Genomic DNA, 24,765 nt, shown 5'->3' with positions numbered 1-24,765 from the left:
ACCTTGCCGATGCGTGATGCGCGCCCGGCTTCCGGGCCGCATGCACCGCGTGCGGCGATGCGGCACCGGTGGCGCGCCGCCTGCGGTTGAATGAGAGGCGTGGTGACTGCGTCGGAGAGGCGGATCGCGGGCGCGCTGGCGCGCGACCTCGCCGCCGCGCGCTTCACGGTCGCCGGACTCGACGAACTGTGGGGCGACGAGGCGGCGGCCGCGCTGCACCGCGGCGACGCGGTGCCGGCCGCCAGACGGCTGGAGCGTCTCGAACCCGGGTCCGACCCGCGGGCCACGCTCGCGCGGTGCTTCGTGCTCGGCGGCACCGCGGCGCCTGCCGACCTCGAGCGCGCACTGCCCGCGGCCGGCGTCGACGGCGCGGTCGAACTCGGCCTGGTCGAGGCGACCGGCGAGCGCATCACGGCGCGCGTCGACCTGCGGCCGTACGCGTTCGAGGACCGCGTCGGTGCCGCGGAGTGGTGGATCGCGTCCGACCCGGGCGAGCTCGCGACCGGCGCACCGCTCGCCGAGGACCACGTGCTCGGCGTCGGCGGCGCATCGAGCACCCTCGCCGCACTGCAGTGGCAGGCACCCGTCGGCAGCGTGCTCGACCTGGGCACCGGATGCGGCATTCAGGCCCTGCACGCGGCCCGGCACGCCGACCGGGTCGTCGCCACCGACATCAGCGCGCGGGCGCTGCGGTTCGCCGCGCTCAACGCCGCGCTGAACGACGTGACCGGCATCGAGTTCCGCCTCGGGAGCCTGTTCGAACCCGTCGCGGGGGAGCGGTTCGACCGCATCGTCTCGAACCCGCCGTTCGTGATCACGCCGCGTCGCGACGACGTGCCCGCCTACGAGTACCGCGACGGCGGCATGGTGGGCGACGCGCTCGTGGCGCAGGTGCTCGGCGGCCTCGCCGACCACCTCGAGCCGGGCGGCACGGCGCAGCTGCTCGCCGACTGGGAGTACCGCGGCGACCGGGGGCGGGGCTCGACCGCGCGAGCGACTGGTTCGCGCCCGAGCTCGAGTACTGGCTCATCGAGCGAGACCGGGTCGACCCGGTCGAGTACGCCGAGACGTGGGTGCGCGACGGCGGCACGCGCCCGGGCACGCCCGAGTACGGTGCGATGGTCCGCGCCTGGCTCGACGACTTCGAGGCGCGCGGCGTCGACGCCGTCGGGTTCGGCTACGTCGTCGCTCGCCGCCCGGCCGACGGCGTGGTGCGGCTGCGCCGAACCGAGCAGCTGCACGGGCCGCTCGGCTCCGGTGCGCCCGGCCCGCACCTCGAAGGGTGCGTCGACGCGTTCGACCGGCTCGTCGGCGACGTCGACGGCGCCCGGCCCGTCGTCGCGGGCGACGTGACCGAGCAGCGCCACCACTGGCCCGGGTCGGACGACCCGACCGCGATCACGCTGCGCCAGGGCGGCGGGTTCGCGCGCACGGTCGACGCGGGCACGGCGCTCGCCGCGCTCGTCGGCGCGAGCGACGGCACGCTCACGGTGGGCGCCATCGCGAGCGCCCTGGCAGGCCTGCTCGAGGCCGACGAGCCGGCGCTCGCGGCCGAGCTGCGCGGCGACGTGCTCGAACTCGCGCTCTGCGGCATGCTCGCGCCAGCGACGACGGGCCCCGAGGGGAGCGGGTCGCGATGAGGCGGCGCACGTTCCTGGTCGGCTCCGCGGCGGGCCTCGCCGCGCTGCTGACCGGCTGCGTGCCGGAGACGCCGACCCCGACCGCGTCGCCGACACCGGCCACCCCGACGCCCACTCCGACGGGCACGCCCGTCGCCTCGTCCGTGCCCGCACCCGCCGCCATGCGCCGCTCGGCCTGGGGCCTCGACCCGTTCGCACGGGGCGCCTTCAGCTACCAGGCGGTCGGCTCGACGCCGCAGCACCGACGCGACCTCGCCGTGCCGCTCGATGGGCGCGTGTTCCTCGCGGGCGAGGCGACGTCGACCGCCTTCCCGGGCACGGTGCGCGGCGCCGCGGAGCAGGGCGCCCGCGCCGCGGCCGAGGTCGCGCAGTCGGCCGAGCCGGGGGCGCGCATCGCGGTCGTCGGCGCGGGGCTCGCGGGCATCACCGCTGCACGCGCGCTCGCCGACGCCGGCTACCGGGTGGTCGTGCTCGAGGCGCGCGACCGCATCGGCGGCCGCATCCACAGCGTCGAGGACGACGCCTGGCCGGTGCCCGTCGAGCTCGGCGCCGGGTTCGTGCCGGCCGACGCGGTGGGCCTGCAGGCGCGCCTCGCGCGCGCCGGCGCGACGACCGCGCCCTTCGACACCGCGCCGCAGGTGCGCACCGCGGCCGGTGAGCCGGTCGAGGCGTCCGACGTCGGTGCGCAGGCCGTAGCCGCGGCCCGCGAGTGGGCGCTGGCCCAGCCGCACGACGTGACGCTCGCGAACGCGCTGCTGCGCTCGGGCGCGATCGACCGGCTCTCCGACGAGCCCGACGAGACGGGCGTCTCGGCGACCGACTGGCTCGCGTACGAACTCGACACCGTGCTCGGCGTGCGCACCGGCGCGGACGCCCGCCAGCTCTCGGCGCGGATCGGCGGGCTCGCGCCCGAGGATCCCGCGCGGCAGGAGCGGGTCGAGACGCCCTACGTGCAGTTCCTCCGCGAGGAGGCGTCGGGCCTCGACGTGCTGCTCGGCGGAGCGGTGCTCAGCATCGACCACTCGGGCGACCTGGTGTCGCTGCGACTCGAGACGGGCGAGTCGTTCGCCGCCGACCGGGCGATCGTGACCGTGCCGCTCGGCGTGCTGCGGGCCAACCTCATCTCGTTCACCCCGGCGCTGCCGCTGCGCCACGCCCGCGCGGTCTCGGTCCTCGGCAACGGCCTGCTCGACCAGGTGTGGCTGCGCTTCGACGAGTCGTTCCTGCCGGCGGGGCCCCCGGTGCGTACGGTCGTCGCCGCCGACGACGACCCCTTCGCGGGCTGGCTCGACCTCGGCGGGAGCGCGGAGCAGCCGGTGCTCGTGGGGCTGCTCGCGGCCGATCGGGCGGAGGCGCTCGCGGAGGCATCCGACGACGAGGTGATCGCACTCGCACGCGCGAGCCTCGAGCCGTTCGCGAGCTGAGCGCGCGGACCGGCCGGGCCGGTCGACCGGCTCAGCGGGGTGCGGCGGCGAGCTCGGGGGCATCCGCTCGCTCGACCGGCACGGGGTCGAGGGTGCCCGCGCCCTCGCGCCGAACGATGCGCGTGGCTGCGACGAGCAGCGCCGCGACCGCGAGCAGCACGGCCAGCACGATCGCGCACGCGACGACGATGCCCGACGCCCCGCCCACCTGCAACGGGTCGAGGAAGAAGTACGGGTACCAGCCGACCGCGGGGCTGCGCACGAGGGTGTATGCGAGCCACGCGATCGGGAACAGCGGCACCCACCAGAGCGTGCGCCAGCCCACCGGCACGTGCCGCACGCCCAGCACGGTCTCGAGCACCCAGTCGACGACGAGCACGACCGGCACCACGAAGTGCAGCACCTGGTCGGACGGCGGCACGTCGATGCGGTACCCCGTCGCGCGCGCCTGGTACACGATCAGCCCGAACACGACGCCCGACACGACGACGTAGGTGATGACCAGGCAGCGGATGCCCGTGAGCCAGCCGGGCTCCCGCCGGCCCAGCACCGCGACGACGCCGCTCGCGCCGATCACCGCGACCGCGAGGAACGCCGACTGCACCGTGAAGTACGAGAAGAAGTTCTCGGTGGCGAAGCTCGTGAACCCGAGCACGTACCGGAAGTTCTGGACGAGGGCCATGACCTCGACCACGGCGAGGGCGATGCGGGCGAGCCCGAGGATGCGGAGCGCGCGACGACGGCGCGGGTCGGGAGGGGCCTCGCGCACGGGCATGTCGTCCACGCTACGCCGGGCGCGGGGTGTCGGGCGTCCGACGAGGCCCGCCACACGCCGAGTCGTCATGAAGTGTCGCTTCGACGCTACGCGAAGCGACACTTCATGACGACTCGCGGAAGACGCGCGGCGTCAGACGGTGCCGGCGGGCGGCCATACGCCGATGATGACCGCCATCACGACGAACGTGACCAGCTCGTGCGCGATGTTGAGCGTCGTGAGGCCGGCCGGGCGGCGCTCGAACGCGTCGTGGGTGATGAAGCGAGCCGCGGTGAAGCCGGCCCAGAGGATGAGCGCGGTGACGAGCGCGTTGACGAGGAAGCTGCCGCCGTAGAAGTGCCACGCGATCACGGTCGCGCCCGCGAGCACCCACGACGAGACGAAGCTCACGAGCAGCGTCGCGATGATCGCCCCGACCGCGCCCTTGCCGTCGGGCTCGACCTTCGCCACGCGCATCCAGTAGTTGCCGAAGACCTTGGGGGTGTACCAGATCGAGCCGACGACCATGGTCGAGAGCGTCGCCAGCAGCACCGCCCAGTAGTTGATCTCGGGAATCATGCGAGTCCTTCCTCGGCGGCTTGGAATGTGCTCGGAGTCTACTCGGCGCGTCGCGGTAGGGTCGGGATTCGACCCCCACGTTCCGCATGATTCCGGAGGCGCTGCACGCGATGCCCGACAGCCCGCTCCAGGCGACGCCGTACGAGGTGCTCGGCGTCCGGCCGGACGCGTCGACGGGCGAACTGCGGTCGGCGTATCGGCGGAAGCTCCGCGAGACGCACCCCGACACGGGCGGCGATCCCGACCGGTTCCACGAGGTGCAGGCGGCATGGGAGCGCGTCGGCACCGCCGAGGCGCGCGCTGCGTACGACCGCGGCGGGCCCGCGCGCACGACGACCGCCGACGACGGCGCCGGCTCGTGGTCGATGCCGCGCACGCAGGGCGAGCGGCGCGACACCCGGCCCGGCACTCGCAGCCACGGGCACCCCGGCGGCGTCTCCCGCGTGCGCTACCTCGAGCTCATCCGCGAGTGGGCCGGTCGCGGCGTCGACCTGCCCGACCCGTTCGGCGCCGACCTCGTGCGTCGCGCGCCGCGCGAGATCCGCCACGTGCTGGCCGACGCGCTCGCCGAGGAGGCGACGGCGCGCACCGTCTCGACGCTCGGCATCGCCTACACGGCCTGGCACGACGTCGCGACGGATGCCGCGGGGCCGGGGCTGCCCGCGAAGCTCGACCACGTCGTGCTCGGCCCGACCGGGCTGTTCGCCCTCCAGTCGGAGGACTGGGGCGCGCCCGTGCGCATCCGCCGCGGCGAGCTGATCGGCGAGGCGCTCGCCGGCGAGAAGCCGATGCGCGCGCTCGCGCAGCGCGCGAAGGCCGTCGGCCGGGCCGCGCACGTGAAGTTCACCTGCCTGCTCGTGGTCGTGCCCGACGGCGACTCCGACGAGGACCTCCAGGTGCTCGGCTCGACCCGCGGCGCGGTGACCGCGCTCGTGCAGCGCTCGCGGCTCGCGGGCGTGCTGCGCACGGGGCTGCCGGGCTCGGCGCTGATCGGCGGCGGCGAGGTCATGGAGGTGCGCACCCGGCTGCAGCAGTCGATCCGCTTCGCCTGAACCCGCCACCCCTCGCCGAGTCGTCATGAGATGTCGCTTCGACCGGCCGGATAGCGACAGTTCATGACGACTCGAGGAAGGGACGGGCGGGACCGGGCGGGATGGTTGGATGGGGGCATGCCCCCTACGCACGAAGCCGACTCGATCGTCGACGACTTCGCCCGGTTCGTCCAGGCGTCCCCGAGCTCCTACCACGCCGCCGTCGAGGTCGCCGAGCGCGCCGTCGAGGCGGGCTTCACCTGGCTCGAGGAGTCGGAGGACTGGACCGGCGGGCCCGGGAAGTACGTCGTCGTGCGCGACGGTGCGGTCATCGCGTGGGTGCAGCCCGAGGCATCCGGCGCCCTGCCCGTGCGGGTGCTCGGCGCCCACACCGACTCGCCCGGCTTCAAGCTCAAGCCGAGCCCCGACGTGCGGGGCAACGGCTGGAAGCAGGCGGCCGTCGAGGTCTACGGCGGCCCGCTGCTGAACTCGTGGCTCGACCGCGAGCTCGAGCTGGCCGGCCGAGTCGCGACGCGCGACGGTCGCGTACGGCTCGTGCGCACCGGACCGATGCTGCGCATCCCGCAGCTCGCGATCCACCTCGACCGCGGGGTCAACAACACCGGGCTGATCCTCGACAAGCAGCGCAATACGCAGCCGGTGTGGGGCGTCGAGACGGCAGCCGGCGACATCGCCGAGCTCCTCGCGGCCCGGGCGGGCGTCGACGTCGCCGACATCGCGGGGCACGACATCCTCACGGTCGACACGCAGCCGCCGGCACGGTTCGGCGACGGCGCGGCCTTCCTCGCCAGCCCGCGCATGGACAACCTCACCTCGGTGCACGCGGGCCTGCGCGCCCTCATCGACGCGCCCGCCGACGCGGGGCACATCAGCATGCTCGCCGCGTTCGACCACGAGGAGCTCGGGTCGAACTCGCGCTCCGGCGCGTCGGGCCCGTTCCTCGAGGACGTGCTCGTGCGCATCGCCGAGGGCGTGGGGGCGACGGATGCCTCGCGGCGACGCGCGCTCGCCGCGTCGTGGTGCCTCTCGGCCGACGCGGGCCACGCCGTGCACCCGAACTATCCCGAGCGCCACGACCCCACGCACCGCCCCGTGCCGGGCGGCGGCGTGCTGCTGAAGCTCAACGCCAACCAGCGCTACGCGAGCGACGCGGTCGGTGCCGCCATGTGGTCGCGCGCGTGCGAGGCGGCGGACGTGTCGACGCAGCCGTTCGTGTCGAACAACACGATCCCGTGCGGGTCGACGATCGGGCCGCTGACCGCGACGCGGTTGGGCATGCGCACGGTCGACGTGGGCGTGCCGCTGCTGTCGATGCACTCGGCGCGCGAGCTGGTGCACGTCGACGACTTGGTCGGGCTCGGCCGGGCGGTCGGCGCGTTCTTCGCACTGCACGACTGACGCGTCGGCGCTCGTGCCCGGGTGCCCGCCGCTCAGCCGGCGATGCGGAAGCCGGTCTCGCCGGTCGGCGTCACCTCGGCGGTCTCGACCGCGGTGACCGTCGCCGACGGCGGACCGCCGCGCATCCAGTCGACGAGCGCGGCGACGGCCTGCGCATCGCCCTCCGCCTCGGCCTCGACCCGGCCGTCGAGGCGGTTCTTCACCCACCCCGAGACGCCGAGGCGCTGCGCCTCGGCCCGCGTCCACCAGCGGTAGCCGACGCCCTGGACCATGCCCGTCACGGTGATGCGCAGCCTCGTCATGCCCCCAGTGTGGCCGAGACATGGCCGGAAATCGACGGTCGGCGACGCGGGATCGCGCGACGCGGGCCGTCACGATCGTGCAGGATGCGGGGATGAGCGCCGAGACCCCCGCATCCGTCACCCCCGCCCTCTTCGCCGGAGCCGCCACCCCCGAGGAGGCCGTCGCCCACCACCGGGCGCGCCTCGCGTTCGAGACCGACGCGTCCGACGTGGCCACCGCCATGGCCGCCGAGGACCCGGGCTTCGTCGTGGTCGACGTGCGCAGCGACGCCGCCTGGGCGCAGGGGCACGTCGAGGGCGCGCTGCACCTGCCGCACGCGCGTGTCACGGCCGAGGCGCACGGGCTCATCGCGCCGGGCACGCCCGTCGTCGTCTACTGCTGGAGCCCCGGCTGCAACGGCGGCGCCAAGGGCGCGCTCGCGTTCGCGGCGCTCGGCCACCCGGTGAAGGAGATGCTCGGCGGGTTCGAGTACTGGGCGCGCGAGGGGTACCCGATCGCGGGCGAGTCGGGCGCCGGGTCGCGCGCAGTCGACCCGCTGACGGGCGTGTCGGATGCCTCGCCCGGGCCGCTCGGCGAGCCCGTCGCCTGCGGCTGCTGAGCCGGGTCGCCTCGGCGCGGGTCAGGCGACGGGTGACGGAGCGAGCGTCGCGAGCGGCGCCTCGGGGTCGGACGCCCACTCGTTGAGCGAGCCGTCGTAGACGGCGACGTCGTCGGCCCCGTTCGCGACGAGTGCGAGCGCGAGCCCGGCGGCGGCGACGCCCGCGTGGCAGTACACGATCACCCGGCCCGGCTCGTCGGCGCGTTGCGCGAGCGCGTCGCTGCCGGCGAAGCGGCGGGTCTCGCGGTCGACCACGCTGCCGAACGGCAGGTTGGCGCTGGTCGGGATGTGGCCGCCCGACCCGTCGGCGCCGCTGAACTGGTGCGGCGACAGCGCACACACGAGCGCGGCGTCGCGCGTGCCGGCGACCACGGCGGCGACCTCGTCGCGGTCGGCCCACGCATCGGGACGCTCCGCGAGGGTCAGCGGCTCGGTGGTCGGAGCGCCCTCGTGGCCCGTGGCCAGCGGCCGCTCCTCGGCGCGCCAGGCGGTCAACCCACCGTCGAGCACTGCGACGCGCTCGAGGCCGGCCGCCCGCAGCACCCACCAGAGGCGCGCCGCCCACTGGCCGAGCGCCGCGTCGTAGACGACCACGGTCGAGCCGTTGTGGATGCCGAGCTCCTGCGCCGCGCGTGCGACGGCGCCCAGGTCGGGGCGCGGGAAGCCGAAGCGGCCGGCGGGGTCGGAGAACGCCTCGAGCAGGTCGCCGTGCACCGCACCCGGCACGTGCCCGTCGACCAGGTACGCGTCGAGCCCGCTGATCGGCCGCGAGCCCTGCGGGGTCGAGGCGAACACGACGGTCGCGTCGACCACGACGAGGTCGTCGGCGCCGAGCCGGTCGGCGAGCCACTGGGTGCTGACGAGGGGAGCGTCGAGGGTGAGCGTCATGTGGTCACGCTATGCCGGGTGCGCGCCGGGCACGAGGGCCGCCGACACGTGCCGTCACATTCCGCTCAGCGCAGCCGGCGCGGCCGCAGCCACGGCACCCGGTCGACGAGCGGCCGCAGCGCCCCGCGGATCACGCCGATCAGGCCGAACGGCACGAAGAACACGAACAGCAGCAGCACCACGCCGTACGTGAAGCCCGCCGCGGCCGGGTCGATCTCGCCCGCGATCGCCGGCACCGCCTGCACGAACGCCGCGCCGAGCACCGCGCCCGGCACGGTCGCGATGCCGCCGACCACGATCATGGTGATGAACGAGATCGAGAGCGTGAGGCCGAAGTTCTCCGGGCCGATGAACTCGAGCAGCATCGCGTAGAGGCCGCCGCCGACGCCCGCGTACGCGGCCGAGGTCGCGAACAGCCGCACCTTCGTGCGCTGCACCGCGACGCCGAGGGTCTCGGCGACGAGTTCCGCGTCACGGATCGCGACGAACGAGCGCCCCAGGCGCCCGCGCGCGAACCGCGCCGTCGCGATCCAGGCCAGCACGAAGACCACGAGCGCGAGCAGTAGCACCCACTGGTCCTGGTCGAGCGGGATCCACGCGGGCGCGTCGCCGTCGATGCCGATGCCGCGACTGCCGCGCGTGATCTCGTCGAGCTGGCGGATCGCCGGCGGCGTCACGAGGGCGAGGGCGAGCGTGACGAGGCCGAGCTGGAGGCCCTGCAATCGCAGAGCGGGGATGCCGAACAGCCAGCCGATCGCGAACGCGACGGCGCCCGCGAGCGGCAACGTCGCGACCGCGGGCACGCCCGCCGCGCCGACGACGGCCGTCGTGTACGCGCCCACCGCGAAGAACGCCGCGTGGCCGAGCGACACCTGCCCGCCCATGCCGACGAGCAGGTTGAGCCCCATCGCGACGATCGCGAAGATCAGCACGAGCGCGACGTGCAGGTTCACCCAGCTCGGGTTCACGAACGGCACGATCGCCAGCGCGACGACCCCCGCGGCGCCGAGCGCCAGGGAGACCGGCTTCGAGAGCGCGAGCGGCGGGCGGGGCGTGCGCAGCCACTCCACCGGGGTGATGCGCGGGGCACGAGCGGGAGCGGCCGGCTCAGGGGCATCCGCCCGCTCGGTCTGCTCGTCGAGCTGCGTCGTCATACGCGTACCACCTTCCGGGAGCCGAACAGCCCCGCGGGCCGCAGGAGCAGCACGACGAGGATGATCGCGAGCGCCAGGCCCTGCTTGAACTCGCTGCCGATCCACGGCACGTAGGTACCGGCGATGTTCTCGGCCAGACCGACGATGATGCCGCCCACGATCGCGCCGAGCGGCGAGTCGAGGCCGCCGAGCGTCGCGGCCGCGAAGGCGTAGATGAGCACCGGCGCCATCATGCCCGGCTGCAGGAACAGCTCGGGGGCGATGAGCGTGCCGGCGATCGCGCCGATGCAGCCCGCGAGGCCCCAGCCGACCGAGAGCATGCGACCGGTGCGCACGCCCGAGAGCCGGGCCGACTCGGGGTCGCCGACCGTGGCGCGCATGAACAGGCCCGTGCGGGTGAAGCGGAAGAACGCGGCCAGTGCGATCGCGCCGCCCAGCACCGTGGCGATGATCACGAGGTCCTGCCGGGAGAGTGCGGCGCCCGCGACCTCGACGGCCCCCTGACCGAGCACGGGCGGCACCTCGCGGGTCTGGTGTCCCCACACCCACGCGATCACCGCGTTCAGCGCGATCATGAGGCCGAGCGTCGTGATGATCATCGGGAGGTGCTGGTTGCGCTTCGCGAGCGGGCGGATCAGCACCCGTTCGATGCCCATGCCGAGCACCCCGCACGCGAGCACCGACACCGCGAGGGCGGCGAGCAGCGGCAGGCCGAACGCGAAGAACTGCCAGGAGAGGTAGGCGCCGAGCAGCGCCATCTCTCCCTGGGCGAAGTTGATGGTGTGCGACGCGCGGTAGACGAGCACGAGCGCGAGCGCGAGGGCGCCGTAGATCGCGCCGGCCGCGACGCCGTCGACGAGTTGCTGGAGCAGGAGGTCCACGGGTCACACCCCCAGGTACGCGCGACGGATGTCGTCGCTGGATCGGAACTCGTCGGCCGTGCCGCGCTGCACGATGCGGCCGTGCTCGAGCAGCAGGGCGCGCTCGCCGATGCGGAGCGCGAGCTCGGCGTTCTGCTCGACGATGAGCATGGCCGCGCCCGACTCGTCGTGCAGGTCGGCCAGGGTGCCGAACAGGTCGGTCGTGATGGCGGGTGCCAGGCCGAGCGAGGGCTCGTCGAGCAGCACGAGTCGGGGGCGCGACATGAAGCCGCGCGCGATCGCGAGCATCTGCTGCTCGCCGCCGCTGAGCCCGGCGGCCGGGCGGTGCCGGCGCTCGCCGAGGCGGGGGAAGCGCGTGTACCAGCGGTCGAGGTCGGTGCGCGCCTCGCGCCGGGGCCGGGTGGCCGCGCCGACGAGGAGGTTCTCCTCGACCGTCAGGTCGCCGAAGGTGCCGCGGCCCTGGGGCACGTGGGCCATGCCGAGCGCGGCGAGGCGGTGGGTACCGGTGCCGATGACCGACACGTCGTCGACGGACAGCCCGCCGCGAGCGGGGATGAGCCCCGAGAGCGCGCGCAGCAGCGTGGTCTTGCCCGCCCCGTTCGAGCCCAGCACCACGACGATCTCACCGGGCTCGATGCGGAACGACACGTCGTGCAGCACGGTGACCTGTCCGTACCCGGCGGTGAGGCCGCGCGCGTCGAGGAGGCTCATGCGGCCGTCCCCAGGTACGCCTCGACCACACGGGGATCGCTCGCGACCTCGCGCGGCTTGCCCTCGGCGAGGAGCCGACCGAAGTCGAGCACCACGACGCGGTCGCAGATCGACCGCACGAGTCCCATGTGGTGCTCGACGACGAGCACCGCCATGTTCCGCTCGCCGGCGAGCCGGCGGATCGTGTCGGCGAGCTCCATCACCTCGGAATGCACGAGGCCGTTCGCGGGCTCGTCGACGAGCAGCAGTCGCGGCTCGCCGACCAGCGCGCGGGCGAGCTCGACCCGCTTCTGGGTGCCGAACGGCAGGGTGCCGACGGGCTCGAGCGCCACGTCGACGAGGTCGAGCGAGTGCAGCAGCTTCAGCGCGTCGCGCGTCGCCTGCTCCTCGTCGCGAGCGACGTGCGGCAGCGCGAGCGCCGTGGCCCAGAACCCGCCGCGCGTGGTGCGGTAGGTGCCGGCGAGCACGTTGTGCAGCACGGGCAGCCGCGGGATGAGCCCGAGGTTCTGGAACGTGCGGCCGATGCCGAGCCGCGCGATGCGGTGCCGCGGCATGCCGATCAGCTCCTCGCCGGCGAAGCGGATGCTGCCGGAATCGGGGGCGTACAGCCCGCTGATGCAGTTGAACAGGCTGGTCTTGCCGGCGCCGTTCGGGCCGATGAGCCCGACGATCTCGCCGGGCGCGACCGTGAGGCCGGGGCCGTCGAGCGCGCGGACGCCGCCGAAGGAGAGGTGGATGTCGTCCACCTCGAGCAGGGGGCGGATGACCAGGGGGAGTCGGGGCCGGTGTCGAGTCGGATGATGCGCATGGTGCTCCTCGGGTGCGGTCGGGGAGGGCCGGAGCCCGCCCCGACCGGGGCTGGCTACTGCAGGGTGTAGACCTCGTCCTGCAGCTCCCAGGTGGCGCCGTTGAAGATCTGCACCTTCAGCTCCGAGAACACGTAGGGGTACTCCGGCGTCGTCGAGATGGTGACGTCGTTCGGCAGCAGGTCGATGGTCTCGCCGTCGAACGAGGTCGCCGACTCGAGCAGCGCGTCGCGCGTGCAGCCGTCCATGTTCGCCAGCGAGATCTCGAGCAGCTGCGCCGTCGAGTAGCCCGCCGCGGCCGGCACCGACCGCGGGTCGAACGCGTCGCTGTGGGCCTCGGCGAACGCGGCGTACGCGTCCCAGCCGGGGTCGCCCGCGAGCGACGCGTCGGTGATGTCCTTCGCGTACGCGATGGACACGACGCCGTCGGAGGCGCCCTCGCCCGCTGGGATGAGGAAGAACGTGGCGTCCGCCGCGGGAGCGTTGAGCACGGTCGTCGCGTCCCAGCCGAGCTCGGCCTTCTTCTTCAGCGACTGCGTCGCGAAGGTGCCGACGGCCCAGTCGAGGAACCAGTCGGCGCCCGAGTCGGCGAGGTTCGTGACCTGGCTGTCGACGGTGCCGGATGCCACCTCGTACGACTCCTCGGCCACGATCTCGACGCCGGTGCCCTCGAAGCGCGCCTCGAAGTTCGCACGGATCGACTCGCCGAACTCGTCGTTCTGGTACAGGATCGCCACGGTCGCATCCGGGTCGGTCGCGAGGATGTACTCGGAGAGCGTCTGCACCTCGAAGTCGTACTGCGGCATGAAGCCCGTCGTGTACGGCGACTCCGCGCTGAGAGCGAGGATCGCGTCGCTGCCGGTGCCGGCGTAGAGGTAGGGCACGCCCTCCTCGGTCACGTACTCGCTGGTCGCGATGGCGGCGCCGGTGCCGAGCACGCCCGCGAGCGCGAACACCTCGTCCTGCTCGACGAGCTGGCGCACGTTGACCGCGGTCTTCGCGGGGTCGTAGCCGTCGTCCATCACGGTGACGACGACCTCGCGGGTGACGCCGTCGGAGAACTCGAGGCCACCGGCCTCGTTGACGTCGTCGAAGTACGCCTCGATTGCGGCGCCGATGGGACCGTAGGCGGCGGCGGGGCCGGACATCGGGACGCTGACGCCGATGCGCACCTCGGTCTCGGTGAAGCCGGGGTCGCAGGCGGCCGCGTCGGGGGTGTCGTCGCCCCCGGACGACTCGCGACCGGCGCAGCCGGAGAGCACGAGGGCGGTGACCGCGAGCCCGGCCCCCAGGCCGAGGAGCGCCGGTCGGCGGAGTGCGGAACTGGTGACGGCCATGTGATTCCTCCTTGAATGAGACCGTGGTGCGCGGTCGAGTATGACACTCGGAGGGGCGGATGTCACGACTGTTGTGAATCACAATTCACACACGATCGTACAGACAGGTGCCGGATCGTATCGTTTCCGGCGCCATCAAGTGAGCGGCGAATCACACCGGTACGACCGCTGCCACCGCGAATGGTCGGGGGAGGGTGCCTAAGCTGGGCGCATGCCGACGCGTCGCGACCCCGCCGTCCCGGGACGCTGACGCGCATGCCGCCCGTCATCGCGTTCCTCGCCGGACTCGTCGCCCTCGTCGTCGGCGCCGAGCTGCTCGTGCGCGGCGGTTCGCGGCTCGCCGAGCGCCTCGGCGTCTCGCCCATGGTGGTCGGCGTCACGGTGGTCGCGTTCGGCACGAGCGTGCCCGAGCTCGCGATCGGCATCGACGCTGCCCTGCAGGGCAGCGGCGCGCTCGTCGTCGGCAACATCGCCGGCACGAACATCCTGAACATCCTGCTGATCCTCGGGCTCGTCGCCCTCGTGCGGCCGGTGAAGGTGACGGATGCCACGCTGCGCGTCGACCTGCCCACGATGGTGGGCGTGAGCGTGCTGGCGCTGCTGCTCGCGCTCGACGGCGTCTACGGCCGCATCGACGGCGGCGTGCTGCTGCTCGTGGGCGTCGCCTACGCGGCCGTCATCGTGCGCGGGGCGCGCCGCCAGGCGGCATCCGCTCGCCGTGCCCGCGAGGAGGCGGCACACCGGCGCACCGAGACCGGCAGCATCATCTACGTGCACCCGCCGCAGGTCTCGCGCTGGAAGGCCGTGCGCGACGTCGCGTACGTCGTCGTCGGGCTCGGCGTGATCCTGCTCGGCGCCGACTGGCTCGTCGCCGGCGCCGTGGAGATCGCGACCGCGCTGGGCGTCTCCGAGGCGGTCATCGGCCTCACGATCGTCGCGCTCGGCACGTCGGCGCCCGAGCTCGCGACCGCGGTCATCGCGCTCATCCGCGGCGCACGCGACCTCGCGATCGGCAACCTGCTCGGCAGCAGCATCTACAACCTGGCGCTCGTGCTGGGCCTCACGGTGGTCGTCTCGCCCGCGCCGATCGGCATCGAGCCCGAGATCGTCCGGGTCGACCTGCCCGTGATGGTCGCGACCGCGCTCGCGTGCATCCCCGTGTTCGTCAGCGGCAATCGCATCCGCCGGCTCGAGGGAGCGGCGTTCGTCGCGGCGTACGTCGTGTACCTCACGTACCTGCTGGTCGCGCGCACCTAGGGCGAGGCGAGCGGATGCCCCGGGGCATCCGACCGCCCTCGCTCAAACGGGTCGTCAGCGCAGCGTCTTGCGGCTCGTGATCTGGCCGGTGTCGAAGCCGAGCAGGTGCAGGCCGCCGTGGAAGCGGGCGTGCTCGACCTTGATGCAGCGGTCCATGACGACGGTGAGCCCCTGCTCCTCGCCGTAGTACGCGGCCTCCTCGTTCCAGATGCCGAGCTGCACCCAGACGGTCTTCGCGCCGGCCGCGACGACGTCGTCGATCACGCTCGGGATGTCGCTGCCGCGACGGAACACGTCGACGATGTCGGGCACCTCGGGCAGCGACGCCAGGTCGGGGTAGACCGGCTGGCCGAGGATCTCGGTCGCGTTCGGGTTCACGAAGTACACGCGGTAGTCGGTCGACTGCAGCAGGTAGGTCGCGACGAAGTAGCTCGAACGCGCCGGGTTCGAGGAGGCGCCGACGATCGCGATCGACTTCGCCGTGCGCAAGATGCTCAGGCGCTCCTTCGCGTCGGGCCCCTCCCAGGTGCGCTGCGAGCGCAGCAGGCGCGCGAGCGGCGAGTTCGCCGGCATCTCGCAGCTCAGGCCGTTGACGAGGCGCACCGTCTCGAGGTCGGCGTCGGTCGTGGCATCCGCGGTGGTGTCGGCCACCGTCGTGGCATCCGTCATCATTCGCCTCCGGTCGCGGCCGCGAGGGCCTGGTCGAGATCGTCGATGATGTCCTCAACGTCTTCGATGCCCACGCTAATCCGCACCACGCCCGGGAGCACGCCGGCGTCGACGAGCTGCTGCTCGGTGAGCTGCGCGTGCGTGGTCGACGCGGGGTGGATGATGAGCGTCTTCGCGTCGCCGATGTTGGCGAGGTGGCTGGCGAGGTTGACCGACTCGATGAGCTTCTGGCCGACCGCGCGGCCGCCCTTCACCTCGAAGCTGAAGACCGAGCCCGGGCCCTTCGGCAGGTACTTCTGCGCACGGTCGTGGTGCGGGTGGTTCGGCAGACCCGCCCACCAGACCTGCGACACGCGGTCGTCCTGCTCGAGCCACTCGGCGACGGCGCGCGCGTTGTCGACGTGCGCCTGGATGCGGTACGGCAGCGTCTCCACGCCCTGCGCGAGCAGCCACGCGCTGTGCGGGCTGAGCGCGGGGCCGATGTCGCGCAGCTGCTCGGCGCGGAGCCGAGTGAGGAACGCGTACTCGCCGAAGTTGCCGTTCCACTGCAGTCCGCCGTAGCTCGGCACCGGCTCGTTGAACAGCGGGAACTTCTCGGAGTGCCAGTCGAACCGGCCCGACTCGACGACCACGCCGCCGAGGGTCGTGCCGTGGCCGCCGATGAACTTCGTCGCCGAGTGGGTGACGATGTCGGCGCCCCACTCGATCGGGCGGTTGAGGTACGGGGTCGCGATGGTCGAGTCGACGATGAACGGCACGCCGTGCGCGCGGGCGACGTCGGCGAGGCCCTCGAGGTCGGCGATCTCGCCCGACGGGTTCGCGACGGTCTCGACGAACAGCGCCTTGGTCTGCTCGGTGATCGCGGCGGCGTAGTCGACCGGGTCGGCGGACTGCACGAAGGTGGTCTCGATGCCGAAGCGGCGCAGGGTCACGTCGAGCTGGGTGATCGAGCCGCCGTAGAGGTTGGCGGATGCCACGATGTGGTCGCCCGCACCGGCGAGGCTCGCGAAGGTGATGTACTGCGCGCTCAGGCCGCTGGCCGTGGCGACCGCGCCGAGGCCGCCCTCGAGGCTCGCGACGCGCTCCTCGAAGCTCGCCACGGTCGGGTTCGCGAGGCGCGAGTAGATGTTGCCGTACTTCTGCAGCGCGAAGCGCGCGGCCGCATCGGCCGTGTCGTCGAAGACGAACGCCGTCGACTGGTGGATCGGCAGCGCCCTGCTGCCGTGCACCGCATCGGGGATGTTGCCGGCGTGGATCGCACGCGTCTTGAAGCCGTATTCGCGGTCTGCCATGCGCTCCACCGTAGTGGCGCGCGCGGGCGGCGCCGGACGCCCGCGTAATCGAGCGAAACGCGAGACTCGCTCGGGCCGCGCTCAGACGAGGTCGGCCGTGGCCGCGATGCGGGCGAAGCCGCCGCCGGCGAGGTTCACGGCGGTCGCCGTGGCGAGTTCGTCGGCGGTGAGGCGCAGCCCGTCAGGCCCCTCGAGGTCGAACGTGTGGGTGGCGTCGAGCGCGACGGTCACGTCGAAGCCGAGGTTGCCGCCCACGCGCGCGGTCGTCTCGACGCACTGGTTCGTCTGCACGCCGCAGAGCACGATGCGCCGGATGCCCCGGGCCCGCAGCCACCCCTCGAGGTCGGGCTCCCCGTGGAAGGCCGAGTTCACGTGCTTCGTGACGAGCAGCTCGTGCGCCGCGCCGGCCACGAACGGGCGCAGGTCGTTGCCCGGCTGCCCCGGACGCAGCGGCGACCCGGATTCGCGAGAGTCGTGGCGCACGAGCACGACCGGCCGCGAGGCATCCGCCCATGCCTGAAGCAGCCGCTCGATGTTCGCCTCCGCGCCGGGCGCGTTGCGCGGCCCCCAGCGCGGGTCGTCGAACCCCTGCTGCACGTCGATCACGATCAGGGCCGTCTCGTCCTCCGCCATGCCCCCATCATGTCGCAGGGTGATCAGCTCCAGCCGGGGAGCCAGAGGTGCAGGCGCCAGAACGTCTCGTTCATGGGGATGCCGGTCCACATCGGGTAGTAGAACGCCGAGACGAGCACAGCGAACACCGTGAAGACCGCGACCACGCCGATGCCGCGGTCGCGCTTCCACCACGGGTCGTCGGGTGTGCCGAGGATGACGTGCGCCGCGTAGCCGAGCGCGAGGAACGTGAAGGGCTGGAACGCGATCGAGTAGAACTGGAACACCGTGCGGTCGAGGTAGGCGAGCCACGGCAGGTACCCGGCGGCCGCGCCGACGAGGATCGCCGCGACCTGCCACTCCCGGTACCGCACGAGCCGGTACAGCAGGTACCCGACGGCGAGCGCCGCGCCCCACCAGAGCAGCGGGTTGCCGAGCCCCGTGATGACCTCGCGGCAGGCATCGGCCGCGCACGACGCGGGGTCGGTCGAGAGGTACATGGCCACCGGGCGGATCATCAGCAGCCAGGTCAGCGGGTTCGACTGCCACGGATGCTCCGAGTCGAGCCCGACGTGGTAGCCGTACGCCGACTCGTGGTAGTGCCACAGCGACTGGATGGCCGCCGGTACCCACTCGAGCTGCGCGCCGATCGCGTTGTCCGGATCGGCGGCCCACTGCCGGTAGTAGCCGCCGTCGGTGACGAGCCACCCGGTCCAGCTCGCGAGGTAGACCACGAGCGCGACCGGCACGAACAGCAGGAACGTGATCGGCCCCTGCTTCAGGATGCCGCCGCTCAGCCAGAACGGCACGCCGAGGCGTCGCCGGGCGAGCGTGTCGACGAGCACGAGGTACAGCCCGAACGCTGCGAGGAACCAGACGCCCGACCACTTGACCGCGCACGCCGCGCCGAACGCGGCACCGGCCGCGAGCACCCACGGCCGGTTCCACAACGCGGGTCCGACCGCCGACTCGCGGCTGCCCGAGCGCGCCGCGATCACCCGTCGCGACAGGCGTCGCCACGTCCAGTCGCGGTCGAGCACCACGAACCAGAACCCGAGCAGGGCGAACAGCATGAGCCAGCCGTCGAGCAGCGCGACGCGCGACATGACGATCGCGTTGCCGTCGATCGCGAGGAAGAGCCCGGTCAGCACGGCCGCCACGGTCGAGCCGGTGAGGCGGCGCGCGACCATCGTCACGATGAACACCGCGAGCGTGCCCGCGAGCGCGGTCGAGGCGCGCCACCAGAACGCGGCGTCGGCGCCGAACGCGGCCATGCCGAGCCCGATCAGCCACTTGCCGAGCGGCGGATGCACGACGTACGACCCCTCGTCGAGGTACGCGTCCGTGTCGCCCTCGGCGAACCCCTCGTCGGCGCCCTCGGGCCAGCGCGCCTCGTAGCCGAGATTCCAGAGCGTCCACGCGTCCTTCACGTAGTACGTCTCGTCGAACACGATCTGCTGCGGGTGCCCGAGGTTCCAGAACCGCAGCACCGCGGCGACGAGCGTCACCGCGATCGGCGCGCCCCAGTACCAGAGCAGGCGTCGGGCGGGCGTCGAGCAGACGCGCTCCCACCAGGCGTCGAGCGCGCTGCCGCGCAGGTCGTCGTCGCGGTCGTCGCGGTCGTCGGCGTCGGATGCCCCGGAGTCGCGCCCCTCGTCGGCCGGCCGCGGCGCGCGGGTGACGAGCATCGACTCGGGCAGGGCGAGTCCGGGCACCGGCGGCCGGCGCTCGCTCGCGCCCTGCCGGCGCGCCTCGGCGGCGCCCCGGTCGGGGCCGTCGGCGTCCTCGGCTGCCATCGGGCATCATGCTAGGCCACGCGTGTTGCGGTGCGGTCACGCACCGCGCGGGCCGGTCGCGCCGGTCGGGCCGGCTGCGGGAACGCCGGGCGCCGCGCGGGCGCTCGCCGCAGGCTCGCTCGCCCCTCGCCCGCCGTCGGGCAGACTGGGGGCGTGATCATCCTCGGCGCGACCCCGATCGGCAACCTCGGCGACGCCTCGCCCCGGCTGCGCGACGCGCTCGCGCAGGCGACCGTCGTCGCCTCCGAGGACACCCGGGTCACCCAGAAGCTGCTCGCCGCGCTCGGCATCGCGAACCGGCCGCGACTCATTCCACTGCACGAGCACAACGAGCGCGCGCGTGCCGCGGAGATCGTCGAGCACGCCCGCGGCGCCGACGTGCTCGTGCTCACCGACGCGGGCATGCCGACGGTCTCCGACCCGGGCTTCCCCCTGGTCGAGGCGGCGATCGCGGCCGACGTCGAGGTGACCTGCATCCCGGGCCCGAGCGCCGTGGTGACCGCGCTCGCCCTGTCGGGCCTGCCGACCGACCGGTTCGCGTTCGAGGGGTTCCTGCCGCGCAAGCAGGGCGACCGCGCGCGCCGGCTCGCCGACCTCGCCGACGATCCGCGCACGCTCGTGTTCTTCGAGGCGCCGAGCCGCATCGCGGCGAGCCTCGCCGCGCTCGCCGACGCATTCGGCGCCGACCGCCGCGCCGCCGTCGCCCGCGAGCTGACCAAGTTGCACGAGGAGGTGCGGCGCGGCCCGCTCGCCGAGCTCGCGGAGTGGGCCGGGCACGGCGTGCGCGGCGAGATCTGCATCGTCGTCGCCGGGGCCGAGTCGAAGCAGGCGGATGCCGCCGAGGCGCTCGCCCGCGTGCAGGCGCTCGTCGCGGGTGGGGAACGCCTGAAGCACGCGGCCGCGGAGGTCGCCGCCGAGACCGGCCTCGGCAAGCGCGAGCTGTACGAGGCCGCGCTCGCCGCGCGCGACTCGCGCTGACCGATCTCGGAATCCCCGCCGATTCACAGCCGCGGTGCCCCTCGAAAGGGGGACAATGGTGGTGGAGGCACCAGACAACGACACGTTGGAGGTGCGTGATGGCACAGGCAGTTCAGTTCAACAGGTTCGGCGGCCCGGAAGTGCTCGAGGTCGTCGAGATCGACGCGCCGCGGCCCGGTCCGGGCGAGGTGCTCGTCGAGGTGGTCGCATCCGGCGTGAACCCGGTCGAGTCCGCCAGGCGGCGCGGCGAGCATCCCGATCGCTCGCCCGCGAGTTTCCCGGCGGGCGAGGGGCGCGACCTCGCCGGCATCGTCGCCGCGGTCGGCCCGGGGGTCACCAGGTTCCAGCCGAACGACTCCGTCATGGGGTGGGCCGAGGGCGCGCACGCGACGTTCGTCGTCGCACCCGAGTCGCAGCTCATGCGGAAGCCCGCGCATGTGACCTGGGAGGTCGCGGGCTCGCTCTACGTGGCCGGCACCACGGCGTGGGGCGCGCTGCGGCAGACCGGCGTCGGCGCGGGCGACACCGTCGTGATCACCGCCGCCGCGGGCGGGCTCGGCTGCATCGCCGCGCAACTCGCCGTGCTGCGGGGCGCGACCGTGTTCGGCACGTCGGTGCCCGAACGGTTCGACTTTCTCCGGCAGTTGGGGGTGCATCCGCTCGCCTACGGCCCCGACCTGGCCGGCCGGGTGCGCGCCGAGGCGCCGGACGGGGTCGACGCGTTCATCGACTTCCTCGGCACGGGCGACGTCGCCACGGCCCAGGAGCTCGGCGTGCCGTCGCAGCGCATCACGACCCTCACCGACTGGGACGCGGTCGACGAGCAGGGCGTGGGGCGCGCGGCGGCCGGCGACATGGTCACCCTCGAGCGGGTCGCACGCCTCGTCGAGGACCGGCAGATCCGCCTGCCCGTCGCCGACATCTTCCCGCTCGAGCGCGTGCAGGAGGCGTACCGGGCCATGGAGAAGCGCGAGGCGCCGGGGAAGATCGTGATCGGCATGCAGCTGGTGGAATACCCGGGCCAGAAGGTGCGTGGACCGGCGCTCAAGGAGCAGGAGTCGACGCTCGACGTGCCCACGGTGCACGAGCACCTGAACGTGCAGGAGAACCTGCCGCCGGTGGTCGCGAGCCCGCGGGCGCACGCCGATCGCGGCGCGGGTGCCGGCGGCGGGGGAGGGCGTTCCGCGGCGAGGTAACACGGGCCTGGGGGCATCCGGCGCCCCAATAGAATCGAGGGCATGGCCGACGGCTCCTCGTTCTACATCACCACGCCCATCTTCTACGTCAACGACGTGCCCCACATCGGTCACGCGTACACGGAGGTCGCGGCGGACGTGCTGGCGCGCTGGCACCGGCAGCGGGGCGACGACACCTGGATGCTCACGGGCACCGACGAGCACGGCCAGAAGATCCTGCGCACCGCGACCGCCAACGGCGTGACGCCGCAGGAGTGGGCCGACAAGCTCGTCTCCGAGTCGTGGTTCCCGCTGCTCGGCACCATCGACGTCGCCAACGACGACTTCATCCGCACGACCGACGAGCGCCACGAGGAGGGCGTGCGCACGTTCATCCAGAAGCTCTACGACGACGGCCACATCTACACCGGCGAGTACGAGGGGTACTACTGCGTCGGCTGCGAGGAGTACAAGCAGCCGTCCGACCTCGTCGCCGGCACCGGCGAGTACGAGGGCCAGCAGGTGTGCGCCATCCACTCCAAGCCGGTCGAGCTGCTGAACGAGAAGAACTACTTCTTCCGCATGTCGGCGTTCGCCGAGAAGCTGCTCGCGCTCTACGAGGAGCGGCCCGACTTCGTGCAGCCCGAGTCGGCGCGCAACGAGGTCGTGTCGTTCGTGAAGCAGGGGCTCAGCGACCTGTCGATCTCGCGGTCGACGTTCGACTGGGGCGTGAAGGTGCCGTGGGACGAGTCGCACGTCGTCTACGTGTGGTTCGACGCGCTGCTCAACTACATCACCGCGGTCGGGTACGGCGCCGACGACGAGCAGCTCGCGCGCCGCTGGCCCGCGCATCACATCGTGGGCAAGGACATCCTGCGCTTCCACGCCGTCATCTGGCCGGCCATGCTCATGGCCGCCGGGCTCGACGTGCCCAAGGGCGTGTTCGGCCACGGCTGGCTGCTCGTCGGCGGCGAGAAGATGTCGAAGTCGAAGCTCACCGGCATCGCGCCCGAGGAGATCACGTCGACGTTCGGGTCGGACGCGTTCCGTTACTACTTCATGCGCGCGATCGCGTTCGGCCAGGACGGCTCGTTCTCGTGGGAGGACCTCGCCGCGCGCTACCAGGCCGAGCTCGCGAACGGCTTCGGCAACCTCGGCTCGCGCGTGATCGCGATGATCACGCGGTACTTCGACGGAGCCGTGCCCGCGTCCGGGGAGGTGACCGAGGCGGATGCCGCGGTGCTCGACACCGCACGGCAGGTGACGGATGCCGCCCAGGCGGCCATCGACCGCTTCGCGCCGCACGACGCGCTGGCCAGCGTCTGGGAGCTCGTCGACGTGCTGAACGGGTACATCACCGAGCAGGAGCCGTGGGCGCTCGCGAAGGACCCGGACGAGCGCGAGCGACTCGGCACCGTGCTGCACACCGCGTACCGCGGGCTCGGCACGCTCGCCGTGCTGCTCACGCCCGTGCTGCCGGTCGCGACCGCGAAGCTGTGGTCGGCGCTCGGCGGGTCGGGCGAGATCACCGCGCAGCGCATCGACCGTGCGGCCGACTGGGAGGGCGCCGCTTCCGTGGGCGCACTCGAGCCGCTGTTCCCGCGCATCGAGAGCGCGGCGTGACCGACGGTCACCTGCGTTCCCGGGCGGCTCGAGACGGCGGGTCGCCCGCCTACCCGGCGGCCCCCGAGCCGCTCGCGGTGCCCGTCTACGACAACCACACGCACCTCGAGGTGGCCGACGGTGCGATGCCGATCGCGCCGGCCGAGCACCTCGACCGGGCCGCGGCCGTCGGCATCGCCGGGGTCGTGCAGGTCGGCACCGACGTGGCGACGTCGGAGTGGTCGGCCGAGCTCGCGGCGCGCGATGCGCGGGTGCTCGCGGCGGTGTCGATCCACCCGAACGACGCGCCGGAGCTCGCTGCCGAGGGGTCGCTCGACGAGGCGCTGACGGCGATCGACGCGCTGGCCGCCCGCCCCCGGGTCGTCGCGGTGGGGGAGACCGGGCTCGACTGGTACCGCACCGGCGCCGACGGGCGCGACCCGCAGTTCCACTCGTTCGAGGCGCACATCGACATCGCGAAGCGTCACGGGCTCGCGCTGCAGATCCACGACCGCGACGCCCACGACGACGTGGTCGCGACCCTGCTGCGGGTCGGTGCACCCGAGCGCACCGTGTTCCACTGCTTCTCGGGCGACGCTTCCTTGGCGCGCGTCTGCGCCGAGCACGGCTGGTTCCTGTCGTTCGCCGGCAACGTGACGTTCAAGAACGCCGAGAACCTGCGCGAGGGGCTGCGCGCCGCGCCGCGCGAGCTCGTCATGGTCGAGACGGATGCCCCTTACCTCACGCCCGCCCCGAACCGCGGGCGCCCGAACGCGCCGTACCTCGTGCCGCACACCGTGCGGTTCATGGCCGAGGTGCTCGGGGCCGATGTGGACGAGCTGTCGGCGCAGATCGCGTCGAACACGGAGCGGGCCTACGGGCGCTGGGACGCCGAGCCCGTTTCCGGCGCCGACGGCGCGCCCACCGCATCACCCTCGCGGAATACGTGAGCATCGGGTTCGTGGGGGAGCGATGAACGCGCATCGGCACGAGGCATCCGACGGCGGCGCGCCTGCGCCGCGACTGCTCGGCCCCGCCGAGATCCGCGAGCTCGCCGGGTACCTCGGCGTGAGCCCCACCAAGAAGCTCGGCCAGAACTTCGTGCACGACGCCAACACGGTGCGCCGCATCGTGCAGCTCGCCGAGGTCGCGCGCGACGATGTCGTGCTCGAGGTCGGCCCGGGGCTCGGTTCGCTCACGCTCGGGCTGCTCGAGGCCGGCGCCCACGTGGTCGCCGTCGAGATCGACGGCCGCCTCGCCGAGCAGCTGCCGCACACCGTGCGGCTCATGCAGTCGGGCACCCGCATCGACGTCGTGCACGCCGACGCGCTGCGGGTCACCGAGCTGCCCGCCCCGCCGCAGCGCCTGGTCGCGAACCTGCCGTACAACGTCTCCGTACCTGTGCTGCTGCACCTGCTCGAGCACTTCCCGTCGCTCACGAGCGGCATCGTCATGGTGCAGGCCGAGGTCGGCTACCGGCTCGCCGCCGCGCCCGGCTCGAAGGTCTACGGCGCGCCGAGCGTGAAGGCCGCCTGGTACGGCGACTGGCGCATCGCCGGGCAGGTCTCGCGGCTCGTGTTCTGGCCCGTGCCGAACGTCGACTCGGTGCTCGTGGGGTTCGCGCGCTCCGGGTCGGAGCCCGGCACCGAGGACGAGCGGCGGCGGACGTTCGCGATCATCGACGCCGCCTTCCAGCAGCGCCGCAAGATGCTGCGCCAGGCGCTCGCGGGCGTGCTGGGCGGCACCAGCTCCGAGGCATCCGCCGTGCTCGAAGCCGCCGGGGTCGACCCCCAGGCACGCGGTGAGGAGCTCGGCATCGAGCAGTTCCTCGCCGTCGCCCGCGCCGCGCGGTAGCGTGA

At 73.3% G+C, this 24,765-nt stretch carries 25 protein-coding genes; 12 read left to right on the top strand and 13 right to left on the bottom strand.

The features are described 5' to 3' along the window. Window positions 1-99 precede the first annotated feature (99 nt). From QUE38_RS02655 to QUE38_RS02650, 3 genes are read left to right on the top strand one after another with little or no spacing between them, the layout of a single operon-like run. Window positions 100-1,353 carry a DUF7059 domain-containing protein gene (locus QUE38_RS02655; RefSeq protein WP_350227512.1) on the top strand — a complete coding sequence of 418 codons (1,254 nt, stop codon included), beginning with the start codon at window positions 100-102 and terminating at the stop codon, window positions 1,351-1,353. Next, window positions 1,350-1,640, top strand: a complete 291-nt coding sequence (locus QUE38_RS17360; protein ID WP_350227511.1) for a hypothetical protein — start codon at window positions 1,350-1,352, stop codon at window positions 1,638-1,640. The genes QUE38_RS02655 and QUE38_RS17360 overlap by 4 nt, the downstream gene beginning before the upstream one ends. Beyond that, entirely contained in the window at window positions 1,637-3,064 is a 1,428-nt protein-coding gene (locus QUE38_RS02650; protein ID WP_286310042.1) for a flavin monoamine oxidase family protein, read from the top strand. The genes QUE38_RS17360 and QUE38_RS02650 overlap by 4 nt, the downstream gene beginning before the upstream one ends. 31 nt (window positions 3,065-3,095) lie before the next feature. Here QUE38_RS02650 and QUE38_RS02645 read toward each other — a convergent pair whose 3' ends face one another. Next, a complete protein-coding gene (locus QUE38_RS02645) occupies window positions 3,096-3,839 on the bottom strand; it encodes a Pr6Pr family membrane protein (RefSeq protein ID WP_286310040.1) in 744 nt (247 codons plus the stop codon). Window positions 3,840-3,971: 132 nt separating this feature from the next. Further along, the gene (locus QUE38_RS02640) at window positions 3,972-4,397 is read right to left on the bottom strand and encodes a DUF1761 domain-containing protein (protein ID WP_286310039.1); all 426 of its coding nucleotides are present in this window, start codon (window positions 4,395-4,397) and stop codon (window positions 3,972-3,974) included. 110 nt (window positions 4,398-4,507) lie between these two features. On the opposite strand from QUE38_RS02640, the gene QUE38_RS02635 reads away from it, so the two are divergent. Together QUE38_RS02635 and QUE38_RS02630 are read left to right on the top strand one after the other, a co-directional pair. Continuing rightward, entirely contained in the window at window positions 4,508-5,449 is a 942-nt protein-coding gene (locus tag QUE38_RS02635; RefSeq protein WP_286311626.1) for a J domain-containing protein, read from the top strand. Between the two features lie 117 nt (window positions 5,450-5,566). Next, complete coding sequence (locus QUE38_RS02630; RefSeq protein WP_286310038.1) at window positions 5,567-6,847, top strand: M18 family aminopeptidase; 1,281 nt, start codon at window positions 5,567-5,569, stop codon at window positions 6,845-6,847. Between the two features lie 32 nt (window positions 6,848-6,879). Here the strand turns inward: QUE38_RS02630 and QUE38_RS02625 are convergent, their stop codons facing one another. Beyond that, entirely contained in the window at window positions 6,880-7,149 is a 270-nt protein-coding gene (locus QUE38_RS02625; protein WP_286310037.1) for an acylphosphatase, read from the bottom strand. Window positions 7,150-7,241: 92 nt separating this feature from the next. Here QUE38_RS02625 and QUE38_RS02620 point away from each other — a divergent pair, with 92 nt between their 5' ends. Continuing rightward, window positions 7,242-7,748, top strand: coding sequence for a rhodanese-like domain-containing protein (locus tag QUE38_RS02620; protein ID WP_286310035.1), 507 nt, complete (start codon window positions 7,242-7,244; stop codon window positions 7,746-7,748). Window positions 7,749-7,769: 21 nt separating this feature from the next. Here the strand turns inward: QUE38_RS02620 and QUE38_RS02615 are convergent, their stop codons facing one another. The 6 genes from QUE38_RS02615 to QUE38_RS02590 form a co-directional block, all read right to left on the bottom strand. Then, window positions 7,770-8,636: a sulfurtransferase gene (locus QUE38_RS02615; protein ID WP_286310034.1), complete on the bottom strand. Its 867-nt coding sequence runs from the start codon at window positions 8,634-8,636 to the stop codon at window positions 7,770-7,772. Between the two features lie 65 nt (window positions 8,637-8,701). Beyond that, window positions 8,702-9,790, bottom strand: coding sequence for a branched-chain amino acid ABC transporter permease (locus QUE38_RS02610; RefSeq protein ID WP_286310033.1), 1,089 nt, complete (start codon window positions 9,788-9,790; stop codon window positions 8,702-8,704). Further along, window positions 9,787-10,671 (bottom strand): branched-chain amino acid ABC transporter permease, encoded by an 885-nt coding sequence (locus tag QUE38_RS02605; RefSeq protein WP_286310032.1) that lies wholly within the window; start codon window positions 10,669-10,671, stop codon window positions 9,787-9,789. Before QUE38_RS02605 ends, QUE38_RS02610 begins: the two co-directional genes overlap by 4 nt. A gap of 3 nt (window positions 10,672-10,674) precedes the next feature. Continuing rightward, window positions 10,675-11,382, bottom strand: coding sequence for an ABC transporter ATP-binding protein (locus tag QUE38_RS02600; protein WP_286310031.1), 708 nt, complete (start codon window positions 11,380-11,382; stop codon window positions 10,675-10,677). After that, complete coding sequence (locus QUE38_RS02595; protein ID WP_286310030.1) at window positions 11,379-12,128, bottom strand: ABC transporter ATP-binding protein; 750 nt, start codon at window positions 12,126-12,128, stop codon at window positions 11,379-11,381. Before QUE38_RS02595 ends, QUE38_RS02600 begins: the two co-directional genes overlap by 4 nt. Before the next feature lie 116 nt (window positions 12,129-12,244). Continuing rightward, entirely contained in the window at window positions 12,245-13,525 is a 1,281-nt protein-coding gene (locus QUE38_RS02590; protein WP_286310029.1) for an ABC transporter substrate-binding protein, read from the bottom strand. A 255-nt stretch (window positions 13,526-13,780) separates the two neighbouring features. Between QUE38_RS02590 and QUE38_RS02585 the strand changes: the two genes are divergently transcribed. Beyond that, window positions 13,781-14,782: a calcium/sodium antiporter gene (locus tag QUE38_RS02585; RefSeq protein WP_286310028.1), complete on the top strand. Its 1,002-nt coding sequence runs from the start codon at window positions 13,781-13,783 to the stop codon at window positions 14,780-14,782. Window positions 14,783-14,836: 54 nt separating this feature from the next. On the opposite strand, the gene QUE38_RS02580 is transcribed toward QUE38_RS02585, so the two are convergent. The 4 genes from QUE38_RS02580 to QUE38_RS02565 all read right to left on the bottom strand — a co-directional run bounded on the left by QUE38_RS02580 (window position 14,837) and on the right by QUE38_RS02565 (window position 19,151). After that, window positions 14,837-15,355 (bottom strand): CoA-binding protein, encoded by a 519-nt coding sequence (locus QUE38_RS02580; protein ID WP_286311624.1) that lies wholly within the window; start codon window positions 15,353-15,355, stop codon window positions 14,837-14,839. Between the two features lie 95 nt (window positions 15,356-15,450). Further along, entirely contained in the window at window positions 15,451-16,743 is a 1,293-nt protein-coding gene (locus QUE38_RS02575; protein WP_286310027.1) for an O-acetylhomoserine aminocarboxypropyltransferase/cysteine synthase family protein, read from the bottom strand. 81 nt (window positions 16,744-16,824) lie between these two features. After that, window positions 16,825-17,376, bottom strand: coding sequence for a cysteine hydrolase family protein (locus QUE38_RS02570; protein ID WP_286310026.1), 552 nt, complete (start codon window positions 17,374-17,376; stop codon window positions 16,825-16,827). A 23-nt stretch (window positions 17,377-17,399) separates the two neighbouring features. After that, window positions 17,400-19,151, bottom strand: a complete 1,752-nt coding sequence (locus QUE38_RS02565) for a dolichyl-phosphate-mannose--protein mannosyltransferase (protein ID WP_286310025.1) — start codon at window positions 19,149-19,151, stop codon at window positions 17,400-17,402. Window positions 19,152-19,304: 153 nt separating this feature from the next. Here QUE38_RS02565 and rsmI point away from each other — a divergent pair, with 153 nt between their 5' ends. The 5 genes from rsmI (at window position 19,305) to rsmA (ending at window position 24,760) form a co-directional block, all read left to right on the top strand. Continuing rightward, window positions 19,305-20,129 carry a 16S rRNA (cytidine(1402)-2'-O)-methyltransferase gene (gene rsmI / locus QUE38_RS02560; protein WP_286310023.1) on the top strand — a complete coding sequence of 275 codons (825 nt, stop codon included), beginning with the start codon at window positions 19,305-19,307 and terminating at the stop codon, window positions 20,127-20,129. Window positions 20,130-20,227: 98 nt separating this feature from the next. After that, a complete protein-coding gene (locus QUE38_RS02555; protein WP_286310021.1) occupies window positions 20,228-21,325 on the top strand; it encodes an NADP-dependent oxidoreductase in 1,098 nt (365 codons plus the stop codon). 42 nt (window positions 21,326-21,367) lie between these two features. Beyond that, the gene (gene metG / locus QUE38_RS02550) at window positions 21,368-22,927 is read left to right on the top strand and encodes a methionine--tRNA ligase (protein ID WP_286310019.1); all 1,560 of its coding nucleotides are present in this window, start codon (window positions 21,368-21,370) and stop codon (window positions 22,925-22,927) included. After that, on the top strand, window positions 22,924-23,856 hold the full coding sequence (locus QUE38_RS02545; protein ID WP_286310018.1) for a TatD family hydrolase: 933 nt from the start codon (window positions 22,924-22,926) through the stop codon (window positions 23,854-23,856). Before metG ends, QUE38_RS02545 begins: the two co-directional genes overlap by 4 nt. A 22-nt stretch (window positions 23,857-23,878) precedes the next feature. Then, a complete protein-coding gene (rsmA, locus tag QUE38_RS02540; protein WP_286310017.1) occupies window positions 23,879-24,760 on the top strand; it encodes a 16S rRNA (adenine(1518)-N(6)/adenine(1519)-N(6))-dimethyltransferase RsmA in 882 nt (293 codons plus the stop codon). Window positions 24,761-24,765: the final 5 nt, after the last annotated feature.

Origin of the sequence: Agromyces mangrovi (genome assembly GCF_030296695.1) — a bacterium.
Classification (GTDB): Bacteria; Actinomycetota; Actinomycetes; order Actinomycetales; family Microbacteriaceae; genus Agromyces; species Agromyces mangrovi.
Note: the sequence above shows the minus strand (reverse complement) of the source record. Positions and strands in the feature narration are given on the sequence as shown.